Here is a 26,922-nt window from a genome sequence, read left to right as displayed (position 1 = left end):
TCATATCGCCTCCATCTGCGCCTGAATCATGTGATAATATGCCCCGCGTCTTGCCAGCAGTTCCTGATGTGTGCCCATCTCCGCCACTGTGCCGCCCTCCATGACGATAATGCGATCCATATGCGGCATCCAGTGCAGACGATGTGTCGCCAGAAAAACAAGCTTTCCTTCAAACAGCGGCAGCATGGTCTGCTTCAGCTCATATTCGGTCTCCACGTCCAGATGCGCTGTAGGTTCGTCAAGCAGGAGCACACTGCGTTCACTGAGCAAAGCTCTTGCCAGCGCAACACGCTGCTCCTGGCCGCCGCTGAGCTGTCTGCCCCCCGCCCCAATCTCTTCATGCAGACCGCCTGGCAGCGATGATAACAGCTTCGTCAGTCCTGCTGCCTGAGCAGCCTGGGCTACCTCGGCATCGGATGCCTCCGGCAAGTAGAAACGAATGTTATCTGCAATGGAGCCGCTGAATATATAAGGATGCTGCGGAATAGCCGCCGTCTGGCTTCGCCAGGCATTGAGCAGTTCCGGGGTAAGGTGCCGACCATTAACCAGCACTTGCCCGGCTGTTGGAATCTGGAAACCTGCGAGTACATCAATCAATGTTGATTTTCCGGCTCCGCTGGCGCCAATGATCCCGATTTTGCCTAGGCCCGTCAGTTGAAATGTCACATCCCGAAGAGAATAAGGTCCCTCGGCTTCATGTTGAACCTGAATATCTGTCAGCGCTAATCGGCTGCACTCTCCCCACGAGGACATCGATACCGAAGAATCGGCAGAACACAAGGAGGCTGGAGATGCACCATGCACACCATGATCGGAAGAAGTGGCAGACAGCTTCATCTCATGTTTATCCCGATTAAAGACAACACGCAGTCGTGAAGCAGCAGGAGCCTTTGTCTCTGGCGTATCTGGTGTGCTTGCGGTGTTTGGTTTATCTGATGTATCTGACTTTTCTGTTGTTGTTTCTGATTTATCCAATGTACGTGTTGTGGAGGGGGTATGAAGTATGGCGGACGATAGATGATCAGACACTCTATCACCTGCCCCACCTCTCTCCAGTTCATCCCCATGATGCACTACACCTGCATAGGCTTCCATCTGACGCTGCTCTGCAGCCTTGCCCCGCTCTATCACTTTATTGATTGCTTCCCCGGCTTCCTTGCCATCCAGTGTCGCATGATAATCCGCACCCAGCATACGTACAGGCAGGAAATATTCCGGCGCCAGAATCAGCACCGTCAGGGCGGGGCCAAGCAGCATATTCCCTTCCGTCAGACGCAGCCCGAGACCCACAGCTACCGAAGCAACGGACAGCATGGTGAAGAAATCGAGCGCAAATGAGGACAAAAACGCCATCCGAAGGGTAGACATCGTTGCTTTGCGATACCGCTGACTCACCCGCATAATGGAGCTTTCATGCGTCTTGCTTTGTCCGAGTGTCTTGAGCGTTTCCAGCCCGCGAAGCGTATCTACAAAATGATTTGCCAACGCTTTGTAGGATTTGAACTGTCCGTCTATTTTGCGCTGGGTCGCAAGCCCAATTAGAATCATAAACACAATCAGAATCGGCAGCGTCAGCATCAAAATGATACCGGACATAGTGTCCAGTTTGAACACGTATAACAGGATGATTACAGGTGTAAATCCCGTGCCCAGCATACGCGGTATGAACAGCTCCAGATACGTTTTGTACTGAGCAATCCCCTCACGCGCCAGCGTCACCAGATGTCCTGTGCCTTCGGTTTTGGCGTAACGCGGACCGAACCGAAACCACTGTTCCGTCATCTGTCTGCGCAGGTCCGTTCCCGTTCTCTCCGCATATCGTGTGGTGACAAGCTGCAGCCAGAATGACAGGGCGTAGCGGGCGGCAAAAGCAGCCAGGAACAGCAGCAGCACAGGAACCTGCGATGAGACAGGAGCACCTTCAAACAATGCCGTAATGGCCTGTGCCAGCCATTTGGCCTGCATAATAATGGTCATCGCCTGCAGCAGCACCAGCGCAGAGGCCAGCGCGAGTACCGGCCGGATGCCCGGCAGCTTCATCAGCCCGCGTCCCATGTCAGTACTCCAGGTGGTGCTGTTCGTTCAGACGTTTGCGGAAAATATAATAGCTCCAGATCTGATATCCAAGCACAAACGGCAGCAGGGTGCAGGCAACAATGGTCATTACTTTCAACGAATAAGCACCGGATGCCGCATTATATACGGTCAGGTCAAAAGCCGAACCAAGCGAGCTCACGATGACTCTCGGAAACAGTCCGATAAATACTGATGCAAAGGCAATCGCAATGACTGCACCTGTCATACCGAAAGCCAGGCCTTCACGCTTCTGGCGAATGAAGTACGCAGCAAGAGCGAACGCAACCGCACCAAGCACCACCATAATCCAGAGCGCCCAGCCGCGAACAGCGAACACATCGGTCATCACATAGGTTAATACCGCATACAGGACCAGAACTACAGCCAGCGGAATCATTAACTTCTGTGCGAGATGCAGCGCCCGTTCTCTAAGCTCGCCGACAGTACGCAGGGAAGCAAATAACAGCCCGTGAACCAGGCACAGCAGCGTTACACTCAAGCCGCCTATGACGCTGTAAGGATTGACAATGTCCAGGAATCCGGCATGCATCTGCATCTGCTCGTCAATTGGCAGACCTTTCATCATGGTTGCAAAAACCACTCCGAACAGGAATGGCAGCAGCGCGCTGGCCACCAGAATGATGATGTCCCATGTTTTGCGCCAGCGCTGCTGTTTCATTTTACTGCGGAACTCGAAGGCAACCCCGCGCCCGATGAGCAACAGCAGTACAACAACAAGCGGCAGATAGAACCCGCTGAACAGCGTTGCGTACCAATGCGGGAAAGCCGCAAACATCGCCCCGCCCGCGGTAAGCAACCAAACCTCATTGCCGTCCCAGAATGGACCAATGGAGTTGATCAGCGTACGGCGTTCACGATCGGTTTTGGCAATCAGTCCGGTAGACATGCCTACGCCGAAGTCGAAACCTTCAAGAAAGAAAAATCCGATAAACAACACGGCAATCAGTACAAACCACAGCTCACTTAGTAACAACGGAATACCCCCCATCCATGCCAAACGGATCGGCAGACTCATCATGCTCTTCCGACTTATCAACGGCATACGGTCCTGCTTTGATTTTGCGTACAAACAGATACACCATCACGGCCCCAAGAACGCTATACGCCGCTGTGAAGGCAATCGTAGAGAATAAAATCATTCCTGCGGATACGTTAGGTGATACGCCAGCTTCGGTCGTCATAAATCCAAATACCGTCCATGGCTGTCTGCCGACCTCCGTCATAATCCAGCCTGCTGTATTGGCGATAAACGGCAATGAGATAGCAAATACCATTAAACGCATAAACCATGGTTTGGCTACTTCCAGCTTTTTGCGCCAAGCCAGGTACGTTCCATACACCGCCAGCAGAATCATCAATCCACCCGCAGCGATCATGACACGGAAGCTCCAGAACGTTGTACGTACAGGTGGAATATAATCTCCCGGTCCATACGTCTGCTGATACTCGGCATTCAGTTCCTTCATGCCTTTGACACTGCCCGAGAATTTGCTGTAGGACAGGTAGCTGAGCAGTCCAGGGATTTTGATCTCCCCTGAATTCTCTTGATTCTTCGTATCAATGGAGGCAATAACCGTCCATGGTGCCGGGTCCTCCGTTGTTGTCCATGTGCCTTCACTTGCAGCCATCTTCATCGGCTGTGTTTCCACCAGATACTGCGCCTGGAAGTGCCCTGAGAAAGCCACACCCAGCGAGGAAACGAGACCGATAATAATCGCAATATTGAAGGATCTGCGGAACACTTCCACATCTTGTTTTTTCATCAGCTTGTAGGCACTGATGCCCGTTACCACAAAGGCTCCTGTCATGAGAGCACCGAAGATCGTGTGCGGGAATTCGACGAGAAGCTGACCATTCATAATTAATGCAAAGAAGTCATTCATCTCAGCCCGTCCATTATTCAGCGTGAAGCCGACGGGATGCTGCATAAACGAGTTGGCTGCGAGAATCCACAGCGCCGACAGGAATGTACCGGTGAATACAAGCCAGATACAAGCCAGATGGACTTTTTTGGACAAACGGTCCCAGCCGAATATCCATAAACCGATAAATGTAGATTCCATAAAAAACGCAAGCAACGCTTCAATCGCCAGTGGCGCACCGAAGACGTCGCCGACAAACCGGGAATACTCCGACCAGTTCATGCCAAACTGAAATTCTTGTAAAATACCGGTGACTACGCCGACGGCAAAGTTGATCAGGAACAGCTTGCCCCAGAACTTGGCCATCGTTTTGTAGATTTCCTTCCCCTTGGCAACATACAACGTCTCCATAATCGCAACCAGCAGCACAAGGCCGATGGACAGCGGTACGAAGAAAAAGTGGAAAATCGTTGTAAGTGCGTACTGGATACGCGATAGCATAATCGGATCCATACCTTTACCCCTTCTTTCTGTTCGCTTTAGCAAGATACGTAAGTGGCGTTGAAGCGTTCATCTTCGCTGTCTGTTCTCCAAATACGTTGATGAACGTATTGTGCCAGATTACGCATAACTCACATGTGAGAATTATCACAATACCCACCTCCCCTGCGAAAAAAAGTGACCTTGGTCACACAATAGATAAAATTAAGCCTATTGTTTGGCGGTTCCTGTCGCTTGTTCTGCTGTGTCAGCTGCATCCTTGGTTTGTCTATCACATGCCTTAATGGTTGTAAATCGTCACTTTAATCGTTGTATGTTGCCAATTTAATCGTTGTATATCGTCACCTTAATGGTTGTATGCCGCCACTTTGTTAGTTTGTGTATCCCACATTAAAGGCTGTACGACGCGAGTATTATTGGAAGATGTTCATGTTTGGAGCGGAATCCCCATATGTTAGTGTCAGGCAGTTCACACACATGCGGTATGCTAAAGCACTTTACATAGAAAGTAAGCCTTCTAAATAAAGCGAGGTGAATGAAAGTTGGAACGTTCAGAACCGTTAACAACTACAGATTGCTCGTCCAAACCCGGCTCTACTGCTGCACGGAAGCAGGCTGAACAGGAACTGGCAGCAGAGACGGCCCAGCCAGTCCAATATGTGCTTTTTCCACGCAAAGGGGGCTGGTCATCATTTCCTTATCCTGACATTGCTGCTTTATTTGCAGCCGAACAGGGAACGCTCGCCTACGTCAGCAGCCGCAGCGCCGAGCAAGAGCAGCTTCCTGCATCCATTCAGGTCATTCCCCTGTCAGAAGCCGAGAAGCGCTTGCAGGAGCCAAGGACAGTTGCAGTTGTTGCCCATCCTTATTGGCTGATGGCTGTCGCAGCCATGCGGCCAGAAGTATGTATTGCACTCTTGCCAGAGCCGGTTGGAGATGAAGCTGTATCTCCGCTCTGGGAGAGCAGCATTTCGCGACTGGTCGGTATAGCCGATCTGGTTGGCACCTCTTCGGAAACCCGGTACATGAAGCTGCTCTTTCAAGGCATTCGAGCGGTCTGGCTTGGAGGGGAAGACCCTTCACCTGCAGGTTACATCAATCAAGACAGCCAGAGCATTCCGCTGCGTGATTATGAGCTGTTTTTCTTACATGCACTGAGGCAGGTTCTGGGTGGCATACCAGACAGCATCACATCGCTTCAATGCCGGGTGCGAGCCGACTACTACAGAGAGCTTCGGTCCAAGGCTGGTGCACATGAGACGATCTCCTTCCTCCTGGCGGCTTACGAATATTTACTGGAGGACAATCATGCAGCCGATTCACTGAAAGAAGCCTTCTCTCATGCAGTGATCAATGGGCGGCAGGACTGCATTCAGTCCCACTACCGTTTCCTCTCGGCGATCTATACAAAATCGGGTCAAACCGAGCAGGCTTTGCAGGTGTATGGCATCAGTGCCGGGAACGAGCAGGAACGCCACCATTACGAGCAGTTATGCCGCTGGCTTGAAGCGGGAGAAGAGAAGCTGGTTCAAGCGGAGCTGCTCCGCATCAACGATGACTACGGCAGTGCCATGCGTATTCTTGATGAGCTTGGCGGGGAAACAGCAAGACACTGGAAGTTTCGCATCTATCAGGAAACAGAGCGTGTGGAGCACGCCCTGGCATTGGTTCATGCCAGCGACATTCAGGACGGAGCCAGTCTTCGCGAATATCGGCAATTATCAGGGACAGCAATGGCCCTTCGGGGTGAACGTCACGGGGCGGTGAGGCTGTTTCTGGAAACAGCTGTAGAAAATGAAGATGCTTTGGCTCGAATCCTGGAACTGGAGCTGCTGGATCAAGCCGTGCAGCAGCTGCTTGGGGAGGTGCCTTAATGATGGACCCGAAAAAACGCAGAACCCTTGGGAACAGGCCGCAGGTCGAGCCTCCTGATTCAGAAGTCCAGGACTCGTCAAGTCAGGTCACCTGCCAGATTCATCAGGTTCATCGCGTTGTGAACTCACGGATCGAAGAAGAACCGTATTCTCTGTCATTACAGGACAGGGAGACGGATGCTTTTACACAATCGTATGCTGTTCGAAGGGTACGTAAGAGTCAAAACAACAAGCTGACGGCTATGCTGCAGGTCCGCAACGAACAGGGCCGTTATCTGGAGGAAGTGCTGCATGACCTGAGCGAATTTGTGGATGAGATTGTCATTGTTGATGATGCCAGCACAGACGGAACGCCGGATATATGCAGGTCCTTTCCCAAGGTGGTAAGGCTGGAGGTTCTGGAGAAGCCGCTCTTTGCGGAGGAATGGCGTCTGCGTAATGCGCTGTGGCAAGCAGCCGTCAGTACAGACCCGGACTGGCTGCTCTCGGTTGACGCCGATGAACTGTACAGCAGTGAAGCCAAAAGAGCTATACGAAAGCTTATTAATCAGGACTACGCAGACTGGTTTGCCTTCCGCTTCTACGATATGTGGGGCGGTCGAACCCACTATCGCGAGGATGAGCTCTGGTCCATGCACAAACGCCATACAGCTACCCTTGTCCGTTACATGTCCGGTTATTCCTACTTTTACCCGCAGCAGAACCACCACGTCCCCAGACTGCCCTTATCCTGTACGGTGCTCCCGGGCGTCCATACCGAGCTGAAGGTACAGCATCTCGGCTGGGCTGGAAATCTGGAGGACAGGGTTCGCAAATATTTGCGCTACAAACGTATTGATCCACACGGGGAGTGGGGAAATCTGGCGCAGTACGAGTCCATTCTGGACCCTGAACCAAGGCTTCTCCCATGGAAGGAGGAACCGTAATATGGGCATAGTCAGCATTCTCACCCACAGCTTCACCGATGGGTATAACCGGGAGTTCAGCAGGGTATTCGGAGGCAGGCTGGAGCGTTACATTCTTGATCTGTGCCGCGTCATCCGGGGACTGGGTCACATTCCCGAGGTGCATCAGTTGTCCTATTTCGAAGCGTTCCAGACGAGAACCGAGCAGATTGATGTCTATGGCTACGATTATGACATGAACAATGTGCCTGAAGCCTTTGACCGGATGGCCGCTGCAGCTCGCGGACCGATTATCTACGCAAGCTGTCTTTGGCAGCCCATCCACTACAAACCGGGCAGCCTCGGGATATGTCACGGTATTAATTGGGATCGCCCCGGGCTGCCACTGGATACGAAACGTCAGGTTGCCGAGCATATTCAGCTGGCACTGGATGGACTGGTGCGCATCGTATCCGTAGATTCCCATTTTCAAACCTTCTGCCGGGCAGCCTGTACTTACGTGGATTCAGAACAAATTGTGCTGATTCCCAATGCGGTTGATACCTCTTACTTCATCCCCGCTCCGCCCAGGAGGACACTTGCACAGCAGCATAAGCAAGCATGGCTGGAGATCTGGAAGCAAGACACCACTCTGCAAACCGAAAGTGCGGACTTGATCATTACAGCATCCGAAGATGCAGCTGGAGACAGTCATGCTGAAACTGAGAGCAGTAATTTGCAGGAGAACGGGCCTGTTAATGATCAGCATACGAATCGGATCGGCGATTCCAATGCTCACTTTTCCTATAAAGAAGAAGCTGCCAGGTTAACCGTCCACCCGGAAGTTGAATGCACAGAGGATGAGCCCGCTGCTTCTCGTGCCATCCGTGTTTTGTATCCACGCCGCATCAGCAGCGAGCGCGGTATCATTCCGATGATGCTGGCAGCAGATAAGCTGCTGGGGACCTTTCCCAACGTGGAGATTGAATTTGCCGGAGAGCTGGTGGAGGGCAGCACCGTGGGCAGAGCCTTCCGCTACTGGCAGCGCACACATCCGCATACAGCGCGAATCCTTCAGCATACGTATGATTTCAGAGACATCCGCGACGCGTATCATCAGGCAGATATCGCTGTGATTCCTACGTTATTCTCGGAGGGAACCTCCTACGCTTGTCTGGAAGCAATGAGCTGCGGGCTGCCGGTAATCGCTTCCAATGTAGGCGGGCTTAATGATCTGATTCAGGACGGATTCAACGGACTGCTCGTACCCCCAGGCGAACAGGCACTGACCGCTGCGCTCGTTCGGCTCGTTCAGGATCGCGCTGAGCGAGAACGGCTCGGCATCTATGCACGTGAAACGGCGCTCTCCTATGATCTGTCCATATGGCAGAGCCGATGGAACAGGGTGCTGGAAGCTTTTTTAACGGAAACAGGAATCAAGGAGGGGATTCGGACATGATGGACATACCGCTCACAACGGAAATGATGGAATCAAGGTACATTCGGCAAAGCGACCCGAAGACGGATACGCTGATTTTCCCGCTTCATCCCGCATGGTGGAGCCGCCCTTACGAGTATGAATGGGCACGACAGTTTGCAAGGCCAAACGATGTGGTGCTGGATGCAGCCTGCGGCATATCCCACCCGTTCAAATTCTGGCTCTCCGACCACTGCCGTGAGGTTCACGCGTGTGACTGGGATGAGCGCATTCTGTCAGAAGAGGCGATTCTGCTGGATATTACGGCTGATTTTGGAGAGGAGGCGGCCCGGAGCCTGCCGGATACCTATCTCTCCAGGCTTCATCGCGCTCAGGCCAATCTGGCTCAGCTTCCGTATGCCGCGGGGCAGTTCGACCGTATATTCTGCATCTCTGTGCTGGAGCATCTGGATACGGGCACGATGCTGCGGGCTTTTCGTGAATTCGCACGGGTGCTCAAGCCGGACGGGCAATTAATTGCGACCTTCGATGTGCCTGAGATGCGTCCCGATCTGCTGGAGACCATTATGGCTGTCACCGGACTGACCATTGAGGATAAGCTGAATGTGGAAGAACCGGACGATGCCATCTCCTCCGATATGTATGGTGCGCCTATCCGTTGCTTCCGGGCTGTGATCTGCAAAACGAACAACATATAGCTGGTAGGGAATAACACGAAAAAAGGGAGGCAGGACTGACGGCGTATTTTATAAAACTCAGGCTGAATGGGCAGGGGGAATATCAGTAGCGATAAAAGGACTGCCGGGATGCCCCCGGCATTTTTTCTGCTGTATGGAGGGCAGGTGTCCGGCGGGATGGATACGCCGGAACTACAGGTATACCAGCAGCAAGTTACACTGCTGCCGGTAAGTCGGGGCTTGGGCTGTGCCGGGAGCCGTCAGGCGCAGCAGGGTCTGCAGGCCCGGTGACAGGGACTTCACCGGGCGGCCTTGGGCGGCAGCAGGCCGCGCTGTGATTTGGGCCGCGTACTCGGCCCAATCACGTGCCAGGCTTTGCCGCCCGGCGAGCAGCGCGAGCGTGCCCGCCAGAAGCGCATGCGCCGCAGGCGCGAGGGCGGGCACTTCGTCCGCGAGGGGCTGTTGCGCGCTGCCCGGCGGGCCGCATAGCGCAAGCAGCCCTTCGCGGACGTGCGCGGGCGCGCGCAGCAGCCCGCAGCGGGCCGCAGGCGGGAGCGCTGCGAGCAGCGCCAGCGCGACGCCCGGCGGCTGGGCCTGCAGCAGGCGCAGCCATGCGGGCCAGGCGCCCACGGCGGCAAGCGCCTGCGCAGGCGCAAGCAGCGCGCCCATGCGCGGCGTGGCGCCGGGCTGCTGCAGCCGCGGCAGCTCCTGCCCGCGGGCCGAGGCCGCTGGGCCGCGCATAGCGGTCCTTGCCGTGCCCGCACGCTGCCCCGCGGCCAGCCTCGCGCCCTGCAGCAGCACATCCGCCGCCCGTGCCGCCTCGGGCACCGCTGCCCCCTGGCTTGCCCCCGCAGCGCGCATCGCTCTGCCCGGCCGCTTGTTGCCGAGCGCCCACAGCGCCAGTGCTGCCTCTGGCCCGTGCTGCGCATGTGCGGCCCAAGGCCGCAGGGCTACGCATGCAGCAGCGTCCTCGCCCAGCTGCGCCAGTGCAAGCCCGCGGGCAAGCGGCTGAGCCTGCAGCGCCGGGGCAAGCGCCGCTGCATGGCGCAGCAGCCACTCCGGCCGATGCGCAGCCAGCGCGGCCGTGACCAACGCTTGCCATGCTGCCGGCGGCAAGCACACCCTCTCGGCTGCGCGGGCAATGGCCTGCGGTCGTCCCGTCGCTGCACCGAGCAGTAGCAGCCGCTGCCATGCAGCCACATTGTCCGGCTGCAGGCCTAGCGCCGCTGTATAAGCTGCTTCCGCTTCATTCCAGCGACCGGTCTGCTCATAGGCCATGCCCTCCAGCGTTAACGCACGATAGGTTCCCGCACCCGACACCGAGGTATATCGACCCGCTGTCGATGCGGCCGATTTCGCTTGCTTTAACCAGCCCAGAGCGTTGTCTGCCCGCGCATGATCCAGTTCCAGCACAGCGCCAAGCTCAAGTAGATCAGGAAAATCTCCGTACAAGGGTGCCCATGTCTCCACGACAGCCAGCGCTCTGCCATAGTACCCCAGCTCTCTCCAGGCGTACGCCGTTTTCAACACCACATCCGAATGATATCCACACTCCGGCAGAAGCTGTGCCAGCAGCGGCAGCAAAAGACGAATCGCTTCCTCATACCTGGCCTGCTGAAACCATTCCGCTGCCAGAGCATACAGCAGCTCCTCCCGATCCGGTGTCTGCTGTAAAGCCAGTCGGATCAGCTGCATATTGCGCGCGTTTTTGCCCTTGGCAGCGATAACATCATCCAGATAACCATAATGAACAATCTCTATGTCCGAGTGACCTATCCCGCCCGGTATAAATGCCTGAATCGAAGAAGCTGCTTCCTCATGGATGCGTCCGTGAAAAGCAATCCGGGGATCGTTGCGGAACAAACGACATACCTCATCAGTCACACGCTCTTCACCCAACGTACCCAACAGACTTGTTACCTTTATCCAGTAGCCCCAGACCTCCTGGCTCCCGGCCTCCAGCCATTCGAGCAGTTCAGATTTCGTGCACTCCATCTGTGTCCACACTTCATCTGCATCCAGCACCAGAATCCACGAATAACTCGCAGCTGCAAGTGAGAGATTGCGAGCTTCGCTGAAATCGCCGTTCCATTCCATGTCTATGATTTCTGCACGATATTGTCTGGCAATTGCCCGCGAATCATCTGTCGAGCCTGTATCTACGACAACAATTTCATCTACCTTATCACTTATCGAGCGCAGACAACGGTCCAGACACTTGCCCTCATCCTTTACAATCATGCACAAGCTGATGCCGTTCTTCACCCGCACTCTGCCCTCCCTCCAGCCGCAATCCCGTGCTGCATTTAGACTGATACTGTATTCGGCATCATTCTATTTACCGCTCTCTTGCCACGCCCCTTGGAGTACACACCTTGCATCATGCTTTTTCATCCATCAAAACCGCTAGGACCTGCTCAGTCCTCATCCTCCGTCTGCTCAGTACTTCTGTGCTTCTCTCTTATCCCTCGAACCCGTCTGCTCCCGGCAGCTCCAGGCGAATATGCTGAACGACAGGCCAATACGGATGACGCTGCCTTTTCTCTGCTCCCGCCTGTGCCGTGTCGGACATGAGCTGCGCCAGATGATAATCCGCTGCACTGATCAGCCCTTTCAAGATACAATTCGTGCCAAGCAAGGTATCCGATGCTACCGGAAAAGGCAAACGCACCCCCTCATGCTTCACATTTGCCTTCTCATCCACCTCACCATTCCCTTGGCACTCTTCTTCAACCCCGGCATCCCGTTCCTGAGCCAAAGCTTCTCCCGATCCAGTTCTCATTGTATGATCTGCTTCATTCAGCACCTGCCGTCCCCGCTGAATCAGCTCATGCAGCTCCTGCCGTCTTCCAGACCTTGCGCACCCTTCCAGCAAAAGCCCAAACGCTTGCCAGCCCTCGTACATCCCGGCATGTTCTGTCTGAGACGTGATATGTTCAGGTGCATTCTCTTTATGTGCCTCGTTTCCTTTTGCTGCCGACTTCCACCAGCCTGCCAGCCCTGACTCTTCTTCGGGTAAAACGTTGTGATACCGGCCTGCCTGTGAGCCTTGCCTTAGCCAAAGTGTAAAGGAATCCTGTCCCTCATTCGGCTGCCCCTTCTTATGTTCCTGCCCCTTCTTATGTTCCTGCCCCTCCCTTCCTTGCCTCTCTTTCTGATCTCTCTTACCTCCCTTGCCTTTCTGATCTTTCTGATCTCTCCTACCTTCCTTATCCTCTCTCCCGCCACTTCCTTCTTCTTCCAGCCACTGCAGCCGTTCGAGCCAGCGGGAAGCCAGGGAGGCAAATAAACCTTTTTTTCGTTTCACCGTTTCGAGCTTCAAACGCGCTTTTCTCCAGTCTCCTCCCTGCACATGCAGGAAAGCCTCGGCTACAGACCGCCTCTCTCGCGGCTCTCCAGAAGATACAGGAGGCATCCCCCCAAGCAGCTCGACTGCCGCAGCGTAACAGCCGCTTTGCTCCAGAATGCCCAGCACCTTTGTCAAAGCCTCCTCCGAGTTCATCGCAAAACGTGATGCAATCAGTGCCGGAATCTGTTGCTCCTGTCCGGATACCCGCATGATTCGAAATATGCGATACAGCGGCGGCAGCAGACTCGCTTTTGCACGTACCGCTTCCACATAAGCATCCACGGCTCCCTCAAGATCGGCCTTTCCTTCCAGCAAACGACCCAACGTGTACCATGTCTGATAGGTGCCCATGCCTTCTTCTGTGTGAAAAATAGATGGAGGCGGTCCCTGCCGGACTGCTTCACGAAGCGAAAGCTCAGCCGTATCTGTATCCCCCAAAGCATCCGCACAGATCGCACGATGATGCATCAGGTCCGTGTATTCCGGAAACAGCCGCAACGCCTCATCCACCCGCGCCAGCGCCTCCGACCAGCGGTGCAGATACTCCAGACAGCGAACCTCATATTTGAACAGCAGATGCGCATAGCTGGTTACTGTCGGATCAATCATGTCCCGAGCTTTGCCAAACGATTCGAGCGCCTGCTCCGCTTGACCTGTACGCAAATACTCCACACCGAGATTATAGTGTTGAAACGGTTGATTGGGCTCCTCCATGACCGCCTGCTGCAGCAAACGAACATTGCGGTTCACCTTGTCTTTACGCTCTACAATCACCGTCTGATACCCGTAATGGTGAATCACCATGTCCGTAACATGAAATGCAGCCTCAGGATTCCGCTCACAGATCGCCGCCGCAATCTGCTCATGAATCCGGCCCGTGAACCGATGCTCAGGGGCGTTGCGAAACAGACGCAGCACCGGATTAACCGTCGCTCCCTGCTGGCCCGAACCCGTATAATTGTGGATGTTTAAAAACAATCCGTCGCATCCGCTGACTGCCGTCCAGCTTCTGATCTGCTCCCGCGCTGCTGTATCCAGCGCCTCGTCCGCATCAAGAAACAGAATCCAGTCGCCAGAGGCCCGCTCCAGGCCAGCATTGCGTGCTGCGGCAAAATCATCGCCCCACGCAAATTCAACCACCATCGCGCCATGCTTGTGCGCTATTGCCGCGCTGCGGTCTGACGAGCCAGTGTCTACTACAATGATCTCGTCAACCGCTCCGCGTACACTCTCAAGACAGCGCGGCAGCAGCTCCTCCTCATCCTTAACGATCATACACAGCGATATCCGCTGCGCCTTCTGATGCTGCTGTGTCTGGTGCCGCCGCTCTCCCTGCATGGTGGTTCCTCCTTTCCCTGGCACGATATATCGTCCGCCAAGGCATACCCTCCGCTGTTCGCAGCTGCTGAACCAGGTTCCTCTGCCGGGTCTCGAGCACCGCAGCTTCCGGGGAACGTTCCCGTTCCTGACCAATTAATTCAAGAGCAAGCTTCAAATAACAGACTGCCGCCCCGGCCCGTGCCTGAGTGAAGGCCGAATCATCCTCCAATGCCTGTTCGAACAGCGATAAAGCCTGCTCAATATATCCCTTGGCATACAGCGTTTCCCCCAGCCAAAAAAGTCCCTCTGCATCCAGCTCTCCTTCCGTCATACATTGAATCAGCATATCGGCAGCCAGCATCGTATATCCGTGCCGCACCAGCAAACCAGCATAATCCCTAAGAGTAGTCATCTCTGTTCGCTCTTTGGTGGACATCATACCTGCCAGCCGTTCATGCAGCTGCCGGGCAATAACCAGTTGACCGTTTTGCACGGCACGGGTTACAACCTGATTTGCCGCCAACTCCGCAGCTTCACTCCAATGCAGCAACTGCTCATCTGCTGTTTCCGATCCAGAACTACAGGCAGATGGACTAGGCCTGTACTCCAACAACAAACGATCTGCTACCCTCCACATATCTATTTCCAGTGGAGATGTTCGTGCGAGAAAGGACGCCGATAAACGCTGTCCGCTCGCCCAACAAGCCAGCGCCCAGTCACTTCTTTCATCAGGTCGCAGTGTTATCTGACGGTCCTTTTGAATTTCTGATCCGCTACCCGATAAGTCCGGCATCTGTTCACTGTCACGCTGATTTCGCGCCCCCCAGCTCTCTTCAGCGAGATGCCATGCATCTGTGATACGGTCAGCGCACAGCAACCATTGAATAAGATCACCTGCAGGAATACGAATATGGCAAGCCTGATCATCGACCAAGAGTAGTGCCTGCTTGTATGCTCCACAAGCGGCGAGAGCATAGACAATCGGAAGAGGACTCGCTTCCTCATCGCAAGCATTCGAAGAACTGTTGATATCTCCAGATTGATTAGACTGCTGCTGCTTCTGGCTTAAACGTTTGAACTGCTCCAGCAGTCTTTCTGCAATTTGTTCATCTGAGTGCCCCTGCTGCTGCAGCGTTTCCGCCAGCCCCGTCCATGCTGGTTGATAATTGAACAGGTGCTCCAGTGCCAAAGTGTATAGACGAATCGCCTCTTCCCCAAACCCCCGCTTTTCGGCAAGCTTTGCCATGGATGTATAGGCCCGGTAACTGCCAGATCCCGCTTCGCTGACGTAGACGGGCTCAAACTCACCGTTGTGATCTTTCATCTGATCATATGGTTTGACACTGCAGGTACTTGCCCGTGCATAGCATTGATACGCTCGCTCCTCCAGACCTTGCCGTTCCAAAATCTCGCCATATAACAGATGCAAGTCCGGATATTCAGGATAACGCTGACGTTCAAGGGCGAGCAGTGTATGTGCTTCTTCATAATGCTCCAGCGAACCAAGCACTTTAGCCAGATCCTTCACAAGTGTCGGGCGATAAGGGGCCTGCAAATGCGCAAGCCTTAGTGATTCATGGAATGCATTGACCGCCTGCTCCAGCTCACCCAGCTGGCAGCGTGCTACACCCAGATTGTACAGATGAAACGGCTGACCCGGATGATCTTCCAATTCCTTCTGAATAAGGCGTAAGTTCCGTTTCGGTTTCTCTCCAGAGGCAATCACAGATGCCAGATAACCATCATGTCCCAGACGCAGAGGTGCAAGCGGCTCTATATCACCGAATGTCTCTTCTTCGTTTACATTAGATGAAGCTACAGCCTCGTTAACATCACTTGTATTGCTCCTCGGCATCACAGTACAGTTCTGCTCATGATCATGTGCACGAATCAACTGTTCATGGATACGTCCGGTGAATCGATACCCATGATGTGCACGAAAAAGTCTTACTGGATAGGACATGACTTTGTCCCCCGGCCCTTCACCGAACTGATTTTCTATCGTTATACGCAATCTGGTTATGCTCTTATGGACGTCAGGCAAAAACTTCATTAATTCTTCCAAACCTTCAATCACATACTCGTCAGCATCCAGACAGAGAATCCATTCTGTCGTTGCCAAGGGAAGGCTGATATTTCTGGCTTGAGCAAAATGATCCTCCCAGTGAGCGTGCAGCACCATTGCACCGTAAGCTCTGGCCAGAGCTGGTGTCCGATCGGACGAGCCTGTATCCGTAATAAAGCATTCCAGCTTTTTATGCCTCAAGCTGTTCAGACAGCGCGGCAGGTGTTTCTCTTCATTTTGCACAATCATATGAATGCCAAGTAAACGGTTCTGCATCCACAGTCACCTCCAATACAAAAAAAGGTACATGAGTCCCGTCAAGTGGGCTCCATGTACCTATATGACAGCAAAGCTGGTTATGTGCCTTGTCCATTGAAGAACACGTCAATTGTGCTAGGTGCTCCAATGAGGCTTGAACGATAAGAGAGACGGGTATATTTTAAGAACCGCTGCGGCACCAGAACGTCTACCGAACCGGATAAAATACCGGTTACCGTAGCCACATCCGTATACCAGTTGGTTCCGTTAGCACTGATCTCCACCTGAGCATCTACCCTGTTTATGCCTGGTCCCCTGTTATATACAAAGAAGGAGTAAGTACCGAAGACACTGGTTGTCACAGCAGGGAGCGGTGTAAACGTGTTAGCTGTCGGCGTTGCAATGAGCTGGTTTTCCTGAAAGCTTTTCTGCGAGATGGATGTTACGCTGCTGAGTGTTCCGGCAGTAATGGTTGCTCCTAGCACACTTGTGATCGTTCCGTTCAGTAAATTTGTTAATGTCCCGGCTGTGATGGTAGCCCCAAGTACACTTGTAATGGTTCCGTTCAACAGATTGGTCAGTGTTCCAGCGGTCACCGTGGCACCCAGGACGCTGGTGATCGTTCCATTCAGTAAATTCGTTAAGGTTCCCGCTGTGATGGTCGCTCCGAGCACATTGGTAATCGTACCATTCAATAGATTCGTAAGCGTCCCGGCCGTTACGGTTGCGCCCAGCACACTCGTGATCGTTCCCGCTGTAATCGTGGCTCCGAGTACACTTGTGATCGTTCCGTTCAGCAAGTTTGTTAATGTACCTGCCGTGATGGTCGCTCCGAGCACACTTGTAATCGTACCAGCTGTAATCGTCGCTCCAAGTACACTTGTGATGGTTCCGTCCAGCAAGTTCGTTAATGTTCCCGCTGTAATGGTCGCTCCTAACACATTGGTAATCGTACCATTCAACAGGTTCGTTAATGTCCCTGCAGTCACCGTGGCACCTAACACACTTGTGATCGTTCCCGCTGTAATCGTGGCTCCAAGTACGCTGGTAATTGTACCGTTCAGAATGTTGGTAATTGTGCCCGCATTAATGGTGACTGTAGTCAAACCAGATATGTTGCTGATCGTCCCGTCCAGAATGATGCCTACAACATTTCCACTTGTATCCGTTCTGACGGGTTGGGCAGTGCCCGTACTATCCTGACCAAAAATAAGTGTTCTCAAGTTATCCGGATTCGTATTAAACGTTGTAAAGTTAGGCATGAGCCTCTTCCTCCTCCCTGGACAATCTGGGTAATAAAGCTACCTTACGGCATACGCTGGGCCTGAAAATAAACATCTAGCCGTGTTGGCTCACCGGGCTTCACCGGCAGAATCACAAGCCGGGTATAATGCAAAAAACGCAATGGGACAAGCGCCTTGGTCTGACCTCCCTCGACCACCTCTTGACTATCCACTGCGTAATCTACAGCATTCGGGCTGATCTGAATCTGTACAAGCGCCGGATGTTTCCCCCGATTTACCACACCATAGCTGTACATGCTTAATGTTGAGGTATCCTGCGGCGGAAGTGCAACCTCGCCTCGGGCCGTCTCCGCTCCAGGATAGGTATGCTCTGTAAAACAGGAAGTAGCACCAGGGAGTTTCGTGCGTGAGAAAGCACCCTGCTTGAACCGGGGACGGGTGATCCGGGAGCAGGGGGGCTTCAGCAGTTTCGCGCGGCGAGAACAACGGGATGGGCGGCGACTGACATATTTGGTTGTCTGCTTTGTTTTTTTCTTGCTTTGCTTTGCTGTTCGACTCATCTCGATTTCCCCTTAAACAATGTGCTTAGGCAACCCTTGTTATCTACTCCGGCGGTACCGTTACCGTTGGCACAACGCCAACACCAAGCAATACCTTGCTTGGCAGCTCGAATGCCAGCCTCGTCACAACAAGACAAAATACAGGCACGCTTGGCGGTACCTTTACCAGCCTCATCAGCATTCCGCTAACTGCAGGCATATACTCACTGGATTTAAACGGCTCCATCGTTGTTCCTCCAGGCCAGTCCTTGTCCATCAGCTTGGGTACGGGAAGTCAGGTCGGCTCGATTAATCTGCTATGGTGGGAATTTTAAGGCGAAATTTGTTGAAAAGGGGGTACATATCGTGCCAAACAATAATGTATTTAACCCATTGAATCAACCCGTCTATACATCGAGCACCAACTCGTATACTTCTCCCGGCATCGTTGCCCCGCCTGAAAATAGTGCCGGCAGCACAGGTAATCTGTACACTGCAGGTTCCACCAACTCTACCACCCTCGGGATACTTGGGGGGAGTGTGACAGCAACGCTACAGCTCGCCAATCCAGCAGGCAGTGGAAAGACCATTTATGTTTCACGATTGTCTGGCGGAATTACAGTGGCGCTCAACCTGTTATCCTCATTCAGCGGCACCATGACCCTGAGTGCCAACGGTACCCTTTCCTCCCCCAGCACACTCACTGCAGTCAACAGTAATCTATCCAGCAGCAACACAAGTATTGCTGTAGTTCGCTTCTCAACATCCGCCCCCTCGGGAGTTGCAACCCTTATTGCCATGCCGCTTCAGGCAGGTCCCTTTCAATCCGATGAGTCGGGCAGGTATGTGATCTCTCCAGGGCAGACGATTAATCTGTCCGTTACCGGATCGCTGTCTATAGCTGGACTATTAGCCTGCACAACCTATTTCACCTGGTGGGAAAATTGACTTCTTAATCATCAAGGTTGAACACGCTTGAGATGTACCCAAACCAAAAGCCACCTTCGGATGAGCACCGAAAGTGGCTATTATAATTGTCTCAGGCATACATCACATGCGCTGTGAAACGGCCGATGCCTTGTCTGTTGATGTGCATGTTCTCCCCACATTCCACAGCATGCGCTGAAACATCATTCCGCCAAGACCAATCGCAAGCGTGGCCAAACCGATCATTTGAAAGGTCGAGCTGGGCCCGGCAAAACGAATGATTGCACCCCCTGTCAGCGGCGCAACAACCAACACAACGCTGAATAACGAGTTTTGAATACCAAATACACGTCCTATATAGTCAGGAGAGGTCTCTTTTTGCAGCAAATAATTCATTGTGACCATAAACAGTCCATTCCCGAGACCGGTACACAGGCCCACGACAATGACCCACGCTGTCGATGTATCCGGACCGATCAATCCCAGTGATGCAATTCCGGCGCCAATGAGGAAATATCCCCCGCCAAGGCCCCATCCGTATCCTATTCTTGGCAATCGGTTTAACAGCAGAATGATAACAACAGCTCCTGCCCCAACCGATGAACCGAGCCAGCCAAGCATGGATTCATTCCCTGGCTTGATCTCCCGAAATAAGGTCGCAAATTGATATTCGATCATCAAAATAGACATCAGGCCTAAACAACCAAACACGATGGTATTCCTCACCGTACGGTTGTGGCGTAAATACTTCCAGCCCTGCTGCCACTGCGTGAAGAAGGTCTCCGCTCCCTTCTGATTTTGCTCATCATGCTCAACGGCTACCCCGGCTTCTTTCTTCTCTGAAAAGCGTCGTAAAGGCCAAAGGAATGCACCTGACAGCAAGCGAGCAAACGCATTGATCAGAATGCAGATTTGTGGAGAAAAAAAGGTCAATACAACCGCCCCCAGAAGCGGTCCTGCTATCTTGGCACACTGATTCACAAACCCGTTCAGTGATGAGGCCTGAAACAGCTGCTCCTCGGTTACGATCTGGCGCGTCAACGCCTGCTGGGCAGGAACATGAAATACACTCATCATCGCACGCAGTGCCAGAAGTGGAAGCAGCCATGCCGGACTTGGTGCCAATAAAATACCAACTGTGAGTGCTACGGTGATTCCATCACAAAGCAGCATAATTTTCACCTTATACAGCCTGTCTGCCAGAGCACCAGCCACTGAGCCAAAAAGAATACCCGGTACAGCCATGAAGACCGGGATTAGTGCGATGATCAACGGATCAGCACCCCAGCGGTAAGCCACCATGACCTGCACAGCCAACGTATCGAACCAATCGCCAAAGGTTGCGAGCGCGTAAGCGATAAACAGACGTACAAACCGTAGATTCATCCACAGGCTTTTGGGGGCTTTTGCAGCAGATTCACCAGATGAATCACCTGGTTTAGACGAATCGGATAAGTCGTTTCTTGATGAATTACCTGTCATACATTTACTTCCTCCCTTGATTACAGCGGTTTTGCGAACATGATGTCCTTGACTGTAATCTTAGGAGGCTTATGTCAGAGGAAGATCAGAGGATGTAGATTCAGCAGATAAAAAACGTTGAATTGTATCCACGATCTGCTGCCCATAGATGGAAGCGCCGTATGATTTACGAATCTCCTCATAGATTTGTTGATATTTACTGCGGAGTCTGCCTTCAACTCGATGGTGATCCATATACAGAAGAATTTGATTAGGCTGAATTCAGATAAAGCGGTGCATTGAGTGACATTTTCAATACTTCCAGACCGTCATCCATTCGCAGCTCCGCTTCTCGCACCCGTCCCTGCCGCAGCAGCCAGCAGCCCTCCAGCACCTGAAAACGGCCGATTTCTCGCAGATATGGAGCGTCTTTTAATTGGGTACGCAGAACGGCAATCTGTTCCTCAACAGCCTCACCGCTCCCACCCCACAGTTCAACAGACAATGCGGCAATACTCACCGGTAACTTGAAATAGATTAACTGTTTTGTTTCTATCACCCGATACGTTTCTTCCAGCTGCTTTCTGGCTTCCTGATACTGACCCGTTTCGGCATAGATATCGATGATATTCAGAATCCTCAGTTCCTGGCGATGCTGTGCAGGCAGAACAGATGAATGAATCGCTTGTTTGTATAACACCAGACTTTCCGCAGGTTCAACGAGAGCATGTACATAAATCAGCAGCCAGTACAGACGCTCCTCCATAGGAAACTCCGCTGTGTTCATCAGCCACTCCAGATCTCCCTGTATAAAATGCAGATACAGCTGGTAGTACGGTTCTATTCGTACGCCGAGCGCCTCCTGTTGACGAACCAGCATCTGGATGGAGTTTCCTTGGCCGAACAGATGATATTTGCGAAGCAGTCCATGCACAACCTCCTGCATCTCGGGATCATGGATAGATGGATTTGGGGGCAGCACGGCCCTGTTTTCCCTTAGAGCAAGCCGATAACCATAACCACGGACCGTATCCAGACTGATTTCTTCCCAGCGCTTCAGCTTCTTGCGCAGACGATAGATGTGATCATCTACGGTGCGCTCCACCGGATATTCCAATGGCCATACCCGATCCAGCAGTTGACTGCGTGTAAAGGCCTTGTCTTTGTTTTCATATAGAAAATGCAAAAGCGCAAACTCCTTCGCCAGCAGGCGGATGGAATCCATTCGCTGAGATACCGTATAGCTCCCTTCATCAAATTGCAGAGACATCCTCGTTCCTCCCTTGTGGACCTCTTTCAACATACCATAAAAAAGCCCTTTGCAATAAAGCAAAGAGCCCTGGTTTTCAACAATATATATCGCTCTGACCTCGGTGCTTATCCCAGCACAACACGGTCATCTGCCATCTTCTTACCGCTAATCCGCTCAAATTCCCCAAGCAGTTCAGGTACCGTAAGTGTGCGTTTGCGTTCCTCACTGACATCGAGAATGATGCGTCCCTTATCCATCATGATCAGACGATTGCCGAGACGAATGGCCTGCTCCATATTGTGCGTAACCATGAGTGTGGTAAGTCTCATCTCACGGACAAGTGTCTCTGTCAGCTCGGTGATCAGCTCTGCACGGGCTGGATCAAGTGCCGCGGTGTGCTCATCCAGCAGCAGAATCTGTGGCTGGGTAAAGGTTGCCATCAGCAGACTGAGCGCCTGACGCTCTCCACCAGACAAGAGACCGACCTTGGCATTGGGACGTTTCTCCAGCCCAATCCCAAGCTTCTCCAGCTGTGCATTGAAAATTTCACGTCTGGCGCGTGTCACACCAAAGCCAAGTCCGCGTCCCTTGCCACGTTTGTACGCCATCGCCATGTTCTCTTCGATGGACATATGCGGTGCCGTTCCGGCCATCGGGTCCTGAAAGACCCGGCCAATCCAGCTGCTGCGTTTATGCTCTGGCAAGTTTTTAATCGAACGGTCGTTGATCAGCACATCACCCATATCCGGTTTCATCACACCTGAGATAATGTTCATCAATGTGGATTTTCCGGCTCCGTTACTGCCAATGACCGTCACAAAATCGCCCGGATGCATGGTCAGATTCACACCAACCAGAGCCGTCTTCTCATCGGTTGTGCCCGGATTGAACAGTTTGGTAACTTGTGTAATCTCCAGCATACTACATGCCCCCCTTCGCCTGTTGACCACCCGAGCGCATCAGCTCTTCGGTTCGTTTGCGAGCGAGACTGCGCTGTTTCATGGAACGCTGCATTGTCGGGAATACGAGTGCGATAATAACGATTACGGCGGTGATCAGCTTCAGATCGGATGTATCAAACCACTTCACCTGCAAGGCCAGTGCCACTACAATCCGGTAAATGATTGAACCAACAACTGCCGCCAGCGTCGCCCAGAATACCGTTCTGGCGCCAAGGATTGCTTCACCAATAATGACGGAGGCCAGACCAATGACGATCATACCAATGCCCATGGTAATATCAGCAAACCCGGATTGCTGGGCAATAAATGCCCCCGACAAGGCTACCAGTCCGTTGGACAGACTGACACCAATAATCGTCGATACATCCGTATTCGCGCCAAAGCTGCGAATCATTCGTTTGTTATCCCCTGTGGCACGAAGTGCCAGACCGATATCTGTTTTCATAAACAGATCCAGCATGATTTTAAATACCAGTACCACAATAATAATAATGATCATGACATGCTCGCCCGAGAAAGGTGTTTCTGCACCCATAATCGATTTATTCGGTGCGCCAAGAATACGCATGTTGATCGAATACAAGGCAATCATCATCAGAATACCGGACAATAGTCCGTTAATTTTGCCCTTGGTATGCAGCAGACCCGTGAGGGCTCCAGCGATCATGCCGCCAGCCATTGCTGCCAAGCAGGCCAGCCAAGGAGAGTAATCATTGGAGATCATGACCGCCGCAATAGCGCCCCCTGTGGTAAAACTTCCGTCTACGGTAAGATCGGGAAAATCAAGAATGCGGAACGTAATATACACACCCAGTGCCATCAGTGCATATAGCAGTCCAAGCTCGATTGCCCCTTCAATGGAATTCCAACTTATACTCACACTGCTTCCTCCCTGTCTTTCTCTACCCGAAAAGAATGAGGCGAACCCGCCTGCACGTTCGCCTCGCATCTATCGGAATATTGTCATTCGTTAGATTACCCATCTCTATTACTGAAACAAGTTACCTATCTCTATTATTGAATAATGTTGTTAGCCTGATCTTTTACTTCAGCCTTCATTTCATCTGTAACCGTAATACCTTGAGCTTCAGCTGCTTTCAGGTTCAGGATCAGATCCAGCTTGTCCGGAACGGTAACCTTCATGTCGCCAGGTTTTGTTCCATTTTTCAGGATGTCCGCAGCCATCTCTCCTACTTGGTAGCCATGATCATAATATTTGAAGCCTACTGTTGCAAAAGCTCCCTTCTCAACCGTATCACGGTCACTGGAGAAGAATGGAATCTTGTTGCTGTTCGCCGTCTGAATGATCGTATCTACCGCACTTACAACGGAGTTGTCGAGTGTAATGTAGAACGCATCAACTTTGCCAACCAGCGAGTCGGTTGCTTGTTTAACTTCCGATGTATTGGTCACTGGTGCTTTGACCAGTTTGATGTTGTGTGTTGCCAGAGCATTCTCGGCATTGTTAGCCATAACAACTGCATTCGGTTCACCTTCGTTAATGACCAGTCCTACTGTCTTCACATCCGGCATATATTTGGCGATAAAGTCAGCCAACTGCACGATAGCCTCTGGATTGGTATCTGATGCACCCGTAACATTGCCACCTGGCTTGTCCATGTCACTCACCAGTTTGGCTCCGAGAGGGTCCGTTACAGCTGCAAATAGAAGTGGCTTGTCCTTGACTTGCTGTGCAAGAGCGAGTGCAGATGGAGTCGCAATGCCGAGTACGAGGTCATTCGTGGAATCACCCGCGATTTTCTGGGCAATGGACAGGTTGTTCGTGGAATCCCCCTGTGCATTGTTGTAGTCAATCTTGAGGTTTTTATTCTCTTCAATGCCCGCATCCTTCAGGGCTGCGATGAAACCTTCACGTGTAGCATCCAGCGATGGATGTTCAACAATCTGGGAGATGGCGATCTGATAGGATTTTTCTGCGCTGCCTCCGCCTGTTGTGCTGTCTGCCCCTTTTGACTCCGAGCCTGAACCGCTGTTATTTCCGCAACCTGCCGCTACGATCATCAAAGCAGCCATCATCAGTGACATCCAAAACTTCTTTTTCATCTGTAAAACCCCTCTCCATCTTTTAAAATTTGACCTTCCCCATGCGCTCTAATACGCGTCCCCTCAGGTACAACAGAGCCCCACAAAAACGAACGCTTCAACGCATTGTTGCTTTGATCGACAAAAGCAGACAAATCTAGACTTTGGGCATGCGACTGAAGTCCACGCCTTGTTGCTGTTCTATTGTTTTCCTAATATTAAAGTGCATCCCGGCTTCCGTCAATGGTTGGAACGCTTCCAATTTCAATCGAAAGTAATAATATGATAGATTACTTTACACAGCATCAAAAAAGGCAACTCGTAGAATGTACGAATTGCCTTTCCATTGAATCATGAAGGTGAACTAACCTACTGAGATTATTTATTTTGTTGGATGTTTTTCAGTTCAGAAGAACTCAGACCTGTCGCTTTCATAATAATCTCTTCATCAAGGCCCAGAGCCAGCATATTTTGCGCAATTTTGCGTTTACTCTCAGCTTCACCTTCTTTAATACCTTCTTTAATTCCCTCTTTAAGCCCTTCCTCAAGGCCTTTTTTTAGACCCTCTTCTCGAGCCCCCTCAATCATCGAGGCCTCGTCTCGTAGAAACTTTTGCCGTGCCTCGTATTCCTGACGCGCCTGTTCATCCTGACTTAGAAACTCAAGCACACTCATGGCTTTTTTCAAAGCAGGTTCCAACTCATGCATCATAAACGCCTCCCAGCTAGATTTGGTGATCCCCCTCAAAAATAATAACCAGCGCACTAATCCGTCATCCATCTTGATGTTGTTATCGTTTAATTTAGGGATTTCCATAAAATGAATTTCTAAATCATCTGTTAGCGGTATATTGGTATGATCTTCTTTTAGATGAAAAATGTTGTGATACTGATCGTTAGGAAGCATACTGAAATTTATAATATTGATGGTTACACATTTCTTAAGCTCATTATAACGCTGTCCTTCAAGTAATTGTCCAGAGAATTGCTTACTCCAATAAAACAATGTTCTTTTCTCTAAATCATACTGGTTAAACAACTGCATTTCCACATTAATGAGTTTACCCTTATCTGTTTTTGCATGAATATCCAGTATGGACTGTTTCTCTCTCGGAGTATTCTTGTCCGTATATGGATTCAGTAAAACGATCTCTGTTAAAAGAGATTCTCCTGCATTCTTGAAAGTTTGATTAAGAAAAGCTAAAAGTACATCCTTGTTATCTTCACTTCCGAAGATTCGCTTGAACACATAATCATTTTTGGGATCAAGAAGTTCGTTCATTATTGTTCGCTCCTATGCGCAAATTTAACAATATATATCTGCTAGATGTGGGACAGATATAAAGATGCGATGCACTGGATGTTAAATTAATTATAGCAGGTTTAGTCTAAAATAAATACGTAAATGCGCTTTTAAATTCGTAATTAAGTCATTATAAACACAAAAAAAGACAGTCTCCACAAATAGAGACCATCTCTTTATGTTATATATCAAACGTCCACCCGTCTTATTCAGTTCCCAGATACCTCACGAATCTGATACTTGCACTTCTTGCCGCCATCGGCGTAGCATTCGGTCCGCTCTACATCTGCCTGAAGCAGCGTGCGAAATAGCTCCAGCTCACAGCGGCAAGCCTGTTTATATACACTCGCAACTTGTACGATCGGACAGTTCAGCTCAGTGATGACATAGGTGCCATCCTCTTCTCTGGACGCATCTGCCATATAACCATTGGCATTCTGGATACGTGCCAGTTCCTCCACACGTCCGGCAAGGTCATGGCCTTCCATCTGCGGCAAGCCGCTGCGAAGCAGCTTGTCACGGCGACCCTCGAAGAGAGCATCCACGACACCACTGCCTGCCGTATCAGACAATTCTTCCAGCAGCTCCAGTGTCAGAGAGGAGTACGACTTCGGGAAATAACTGTCCCCGCGATCGGTCAGATGATATACCGAGGATGGGCGGCCTGCGGTTGCCCGGGCTTCTCGCACCTCAATCCAGCCATCCTGCTCCAGCGCTGTCAGATGGCGACGAATCGCCATACCCGTCAGCCCCAGCTCCGCCGTGATCTCGCGGGCCGTCATCGTTCCTTGCTGCTTCAGCATGAACAGAATTCGTTCACGCGTTGTACGTTCTTCTTCACGCTTCACATTCAGCACCTGCTCTCCT

Annotated in this window: 22 protein-coding genes; 5 read left to right on the top strand and 17 right to left on the bottom strand. The window is 51.8% G+C overall.

Annotation, left to right across the window (positions count from 1 at the left end; translation table 11 throughout):
- From HNR77_RS04155 to HNR77_RS04145, 3 genes are read right to left on the bottom strand one after another with little or no spacing between them, the layout of a single operon-like run.
- Positions 1 to 2,055, bottom strand: coding sequence for an ABC transporter ATP-binding protein/permease (locus tag HNR77_RS04155; RefSeq protein ID WP_184181009.1), 2,055 nt, complete (start codon positions 2,053 to 2,055; stop codon positions 1 to 3).
- Position 2,056: 1 nt separating this feature from the next.
- Positions 2,057 to 3,112, bottom strand: coding sequence for a cytochrome d ubiquinol oxidase subunit II (gene cydB, locus HNR77_RS04150; RefSeq protein WP_260410285.1), 1,056 nt, complete (start codon positions 3,110 to 3,112; stop codon positions 2,057 to 2,059).
- Positions 3,057 to 4,472: a cytochrome ubiquinol oxidase subunit I gene (locus tag HNR77_RS04145; RefSeq protein WP_184181007.1), complete on the bottom strand. Its 1,416-nt coding sequence runs from the start codon at positions 4,470 to 4,472 to the stop codon at positions 3,057 to 3,059. The genes cydB and HNR77_RS04145 overlap by 56 nt, the downstream gene beginning before the upstream one ends.
- A gap of 530 nt (positions 4,473 to 5,002) precedes the next feature.
- Between HNR77_RS04145 and HNR77_RS04140 the strand changes: the two genes are divergently transcribed.
- The 4 genes from HNR77_RS04140 to HNR77_RS04125 are packed head-to-tail and all read left to right on the top strand — an operon-like array spanning position 5,003 to position 9,354.
- Positions 5,003 to 6,334 (top strand): hypothetical protein, encoded by a 1,332-nt coding sequence (locus HNR77_RS04140; protein ID WP_184181005.1) that lies wholly within the window; start codon positions 5,003 to 5,005, stop codon positions 6,332 to 6,334.
- Between the two features lie 2 nt (positions 6,335 to 6,336).
- Complete coding sequence (locus tag HNR77_RS04135; protein WP_260410284.1) at positions 6,337 to 7,260, top strand: glycosyltransferase; 924 nt, start codon at positions 6,337 to 6,339, stop codon at positions 7,258 to 7,260.
- Position 7,261: 1 nt separating this feature from the next.
- Positions 7,262 to 8,677, top strand: coding sequence for a glycosyltransferase family 4 protein (locus HNR77_RS04130; RefSeq protein ID WP_184181003.1), 1,416 nt, complete (start codon positions 7,262 to 7,264; stop codon positions 8,675 to 8,677).
- Complete coding sequence (locus tag HNR77_RS04125) at positions 8,674 to 9,354, top strand: class I SAM-dependent methyltransferase (protein ID WP_184181001.1); 681 nt, start codon at positions 8,674 to 8,676, stop codon at positions 9,352 to 9,354. Before HNR77_RS04130 ends, HNR77_RS04125 begins: the two co-directional genes overlap by 4 nt.
- 171 nt (positions 9,355 to 9,525) lie before the next feature.
- On the opposite strand, the gene HNR77_RS04120 is transcribed toward HNR77_RS04125, so the two are convergent.
- From HNR77_RS04120 to HNR77_RS04095, 6 genes are all read right to left on the bottom strand, one after another.
- The gene (locus HNR77_RS04120; protein WP_184180999.1) at positions 9,526 to 11,598 is read right to left on the bottom strand and encodes a glycosyltransferase; all 2,073 of its coding nucleotides are present in this window, start codon (positions 11,596 to 11,598) and stop codon (positions 9,526 to 9,528) included.
- A gap of 196 nt (positions 11,599 to 11,794) precedes the next feature.
- Positions 11,795 to 14,020, bottom strand: a complete 2,226-nt coding sequence (locus tag HNR77_RS04115) for a tetratricopeptide repeat-containing glycosyltransferase family 2 protein (protein ID WP_184180997.1) — start codon at positions 14,018 to 14,020, stop codon at positions 11,795 to 11,797.
- The gene (locus HNR77_RS04110) at positions 13,947 to 16,343 is read right to left on the bottom strand and encodes a glycosyltransferase (protein WP_184180995.1); all 2,397 of its coding nucleotides are present in this window, start codon (positions 16,341 to 16,343) and stop codon (positions 13,947 to 13,949) included. Before HNR77_RS04110 ends, HNR77_RS04115 begins: the two co-directional genes overlap by 74 nt.
- A gap of 80 nt (positions 16,344 to 16,423) precedes the next feature.
- Positions 16,424 to 17,587 carry a DUF6385 domain-containing protein gene (locus HNR77_RS30145; RefSeq protein ID WP_184180993.1) on the bottom strand — a complete coding sequence of 388 codons (1,164 nt, stop codon included), beginning with the start codon at positions 17,585 to 17,587 and terminating at the stop codon, positions 16,424 to 16,426.
- 44 nt (positions 17,588 to 17,631) lie between these two features.
- Positions 17,632 to 18,129 (bottom strand): DUF6385 domain-containing protein, encoded by a 498-nt coding sequence (locus HNR77_RS04100; protein WP_184180991.1) that lies wholly within the window; start codon positions 18,127 to 18,129, stop codon positions 17,632 to 17,634.
- Positions 18,130 to 18,172: 43 nt separating this feature from the next.
- Complete coding sequence (locus tag HNR77_RS04095) at positions 18,173 to 18,355, bottom strand: hypothetical protein (protein WP_184180989.1); 183 nt, start codon at positions 18,353 to 18,355, stop codon at positions 18,173 to 18,175.
- A gap of 119 nt (positions 18,356 to 18,474) precedes the next feature.
- Between HNR77_RS04095 and HNR77_RS04090 the strand changes: the two genes are divergently transcribed.
- Complete coding sequence (locus HNR77_RS04090; protein WP_184180986.1) at positions 18,475 to 19,056, top strand: hypothetical protein; 582 nt, start codon at positions 18,475 to 18,477, stop codon at positions 19,054 to 19,056.
- Positions 19,057 to 19,158: 102 nt separating this feature from the next.
- Here HNR77_RS04090 and HNR77_RS04085 read toward each other — a convergent pair whose 3' ends face one another.
- The 8 genes from HNR77_RS04085 to HNR77_RS04050 form a co-directional block, all read right to left on the bottom strand.
- The gene (locus tag HNR77_RS04085) at positions 19,159 to 20,517 is read right to left on the bottom strand and encodes an MFS transporter (protein WP_184180985.1); all 1,359 of its coding nucleotides are present in this window, start codon (positions 20,515 to 20,517) and stop codon (positions 19,159 to 19,161) included.
- A 69-nt stretch (positions 20,518 to 20,586) separates the two neighbouring features.
- Positions 20,587 to 20,751, bottom strand: coding sequence for a hypothetical protein (locus tag HNR77_RS04080; protein WP_184180983.1), 165 nt, complete (start codon positions 20,749 to 20,751; stop codon positions 20,587 to 20,589).
- Positions 20,752 to 20,767: 16 nt separating this feature from the next.
- Entirely contained in the window at positions 20,768 to 21,766 is a 999-nt protein-coding gene (locus HNR77_RS04075) for a winged helix-turn-helix domain-containing protein (protein WP_184180981.1), read from the bottom strand.
- Between the two features lie 107 nt (positions 21,767 to 21,873).
- Entirely contained in the window at positions 21,874 to 22,668 is a 795-nt protein-coding gene (locus tag HNR77_RS04070) for an ABC transporter ATP-binding protein (protein ID WP_184180979.1), read from the bottom strand.
- A 1-nt stretch (position 22,669) separates the two neighbouring features.
- On the bottom strand, positions 22,670 to 23,530 hold the full coding sequence (locus tag HNR77_RS04065) for an ABC transporter permease (RefSeq protein ID WP_397366140.1): 861 nt from the start codon (positions 23,528 to 23,530) through the stop codon (positions 22,670 to 22,672).
- A gap of 194 nt (positions 23,531 to 23,724) precedes the next feature.
- Entirely contained in the window at positions 23,725 to 24,774 is a 1,050-nt protein-coding gene (locus HNR77_RS04060; protein WP_184180974.1) for an ABC transporter substrate-binding protein, read from the bottom strand.
- A gap of 357 nt (positions 24,775 to 25,131) precedes the next feature.
- On the bottom strand, positions 25,132 to 26,034 hold the full coding sequence (locus tag HNR77_RS04055) for an Rpn family recombination-promoting nuclease/putative transposase (RefSeq protein WP_184180972.1): 903 nt from the start codon (positions 26,032 to 26,034) through the stop codon (positions 25,132 to 25,134).
- A 230-nt stretch (positions 26,035 to 26,264) separates the two neighbouring features.
- Positions 26,265 to 26,912, bottom strand: a complete 648-nt coding sequence (locus HNR77_RS04050) for a helix-turn-helix transcriptional regulator (RefSeq protein ID WP_184180970.1) — start codon at positions 26,910 to 26,912, stop codon at positions 26,265 to 26,267.
- Positions 26,913 to 26,922: the final 10 nt, after the last annotated feature.

The organism is Paenibacillus sp. JGP012 (genome assembly GCF_014203995.1).
GTDB classification, from domain to species: domain Bacteria; phylum Bacillota; class Bacilli; order Paenibacillales; family Paenibacillaceae; genus Paenibacillus; species Paenibacillus silvae.
The sequence above is the reverse complement of the archived record's forward strand: the minus strand, read 5'-3'. Positions and strand labels throughout refer to the sequence as shown.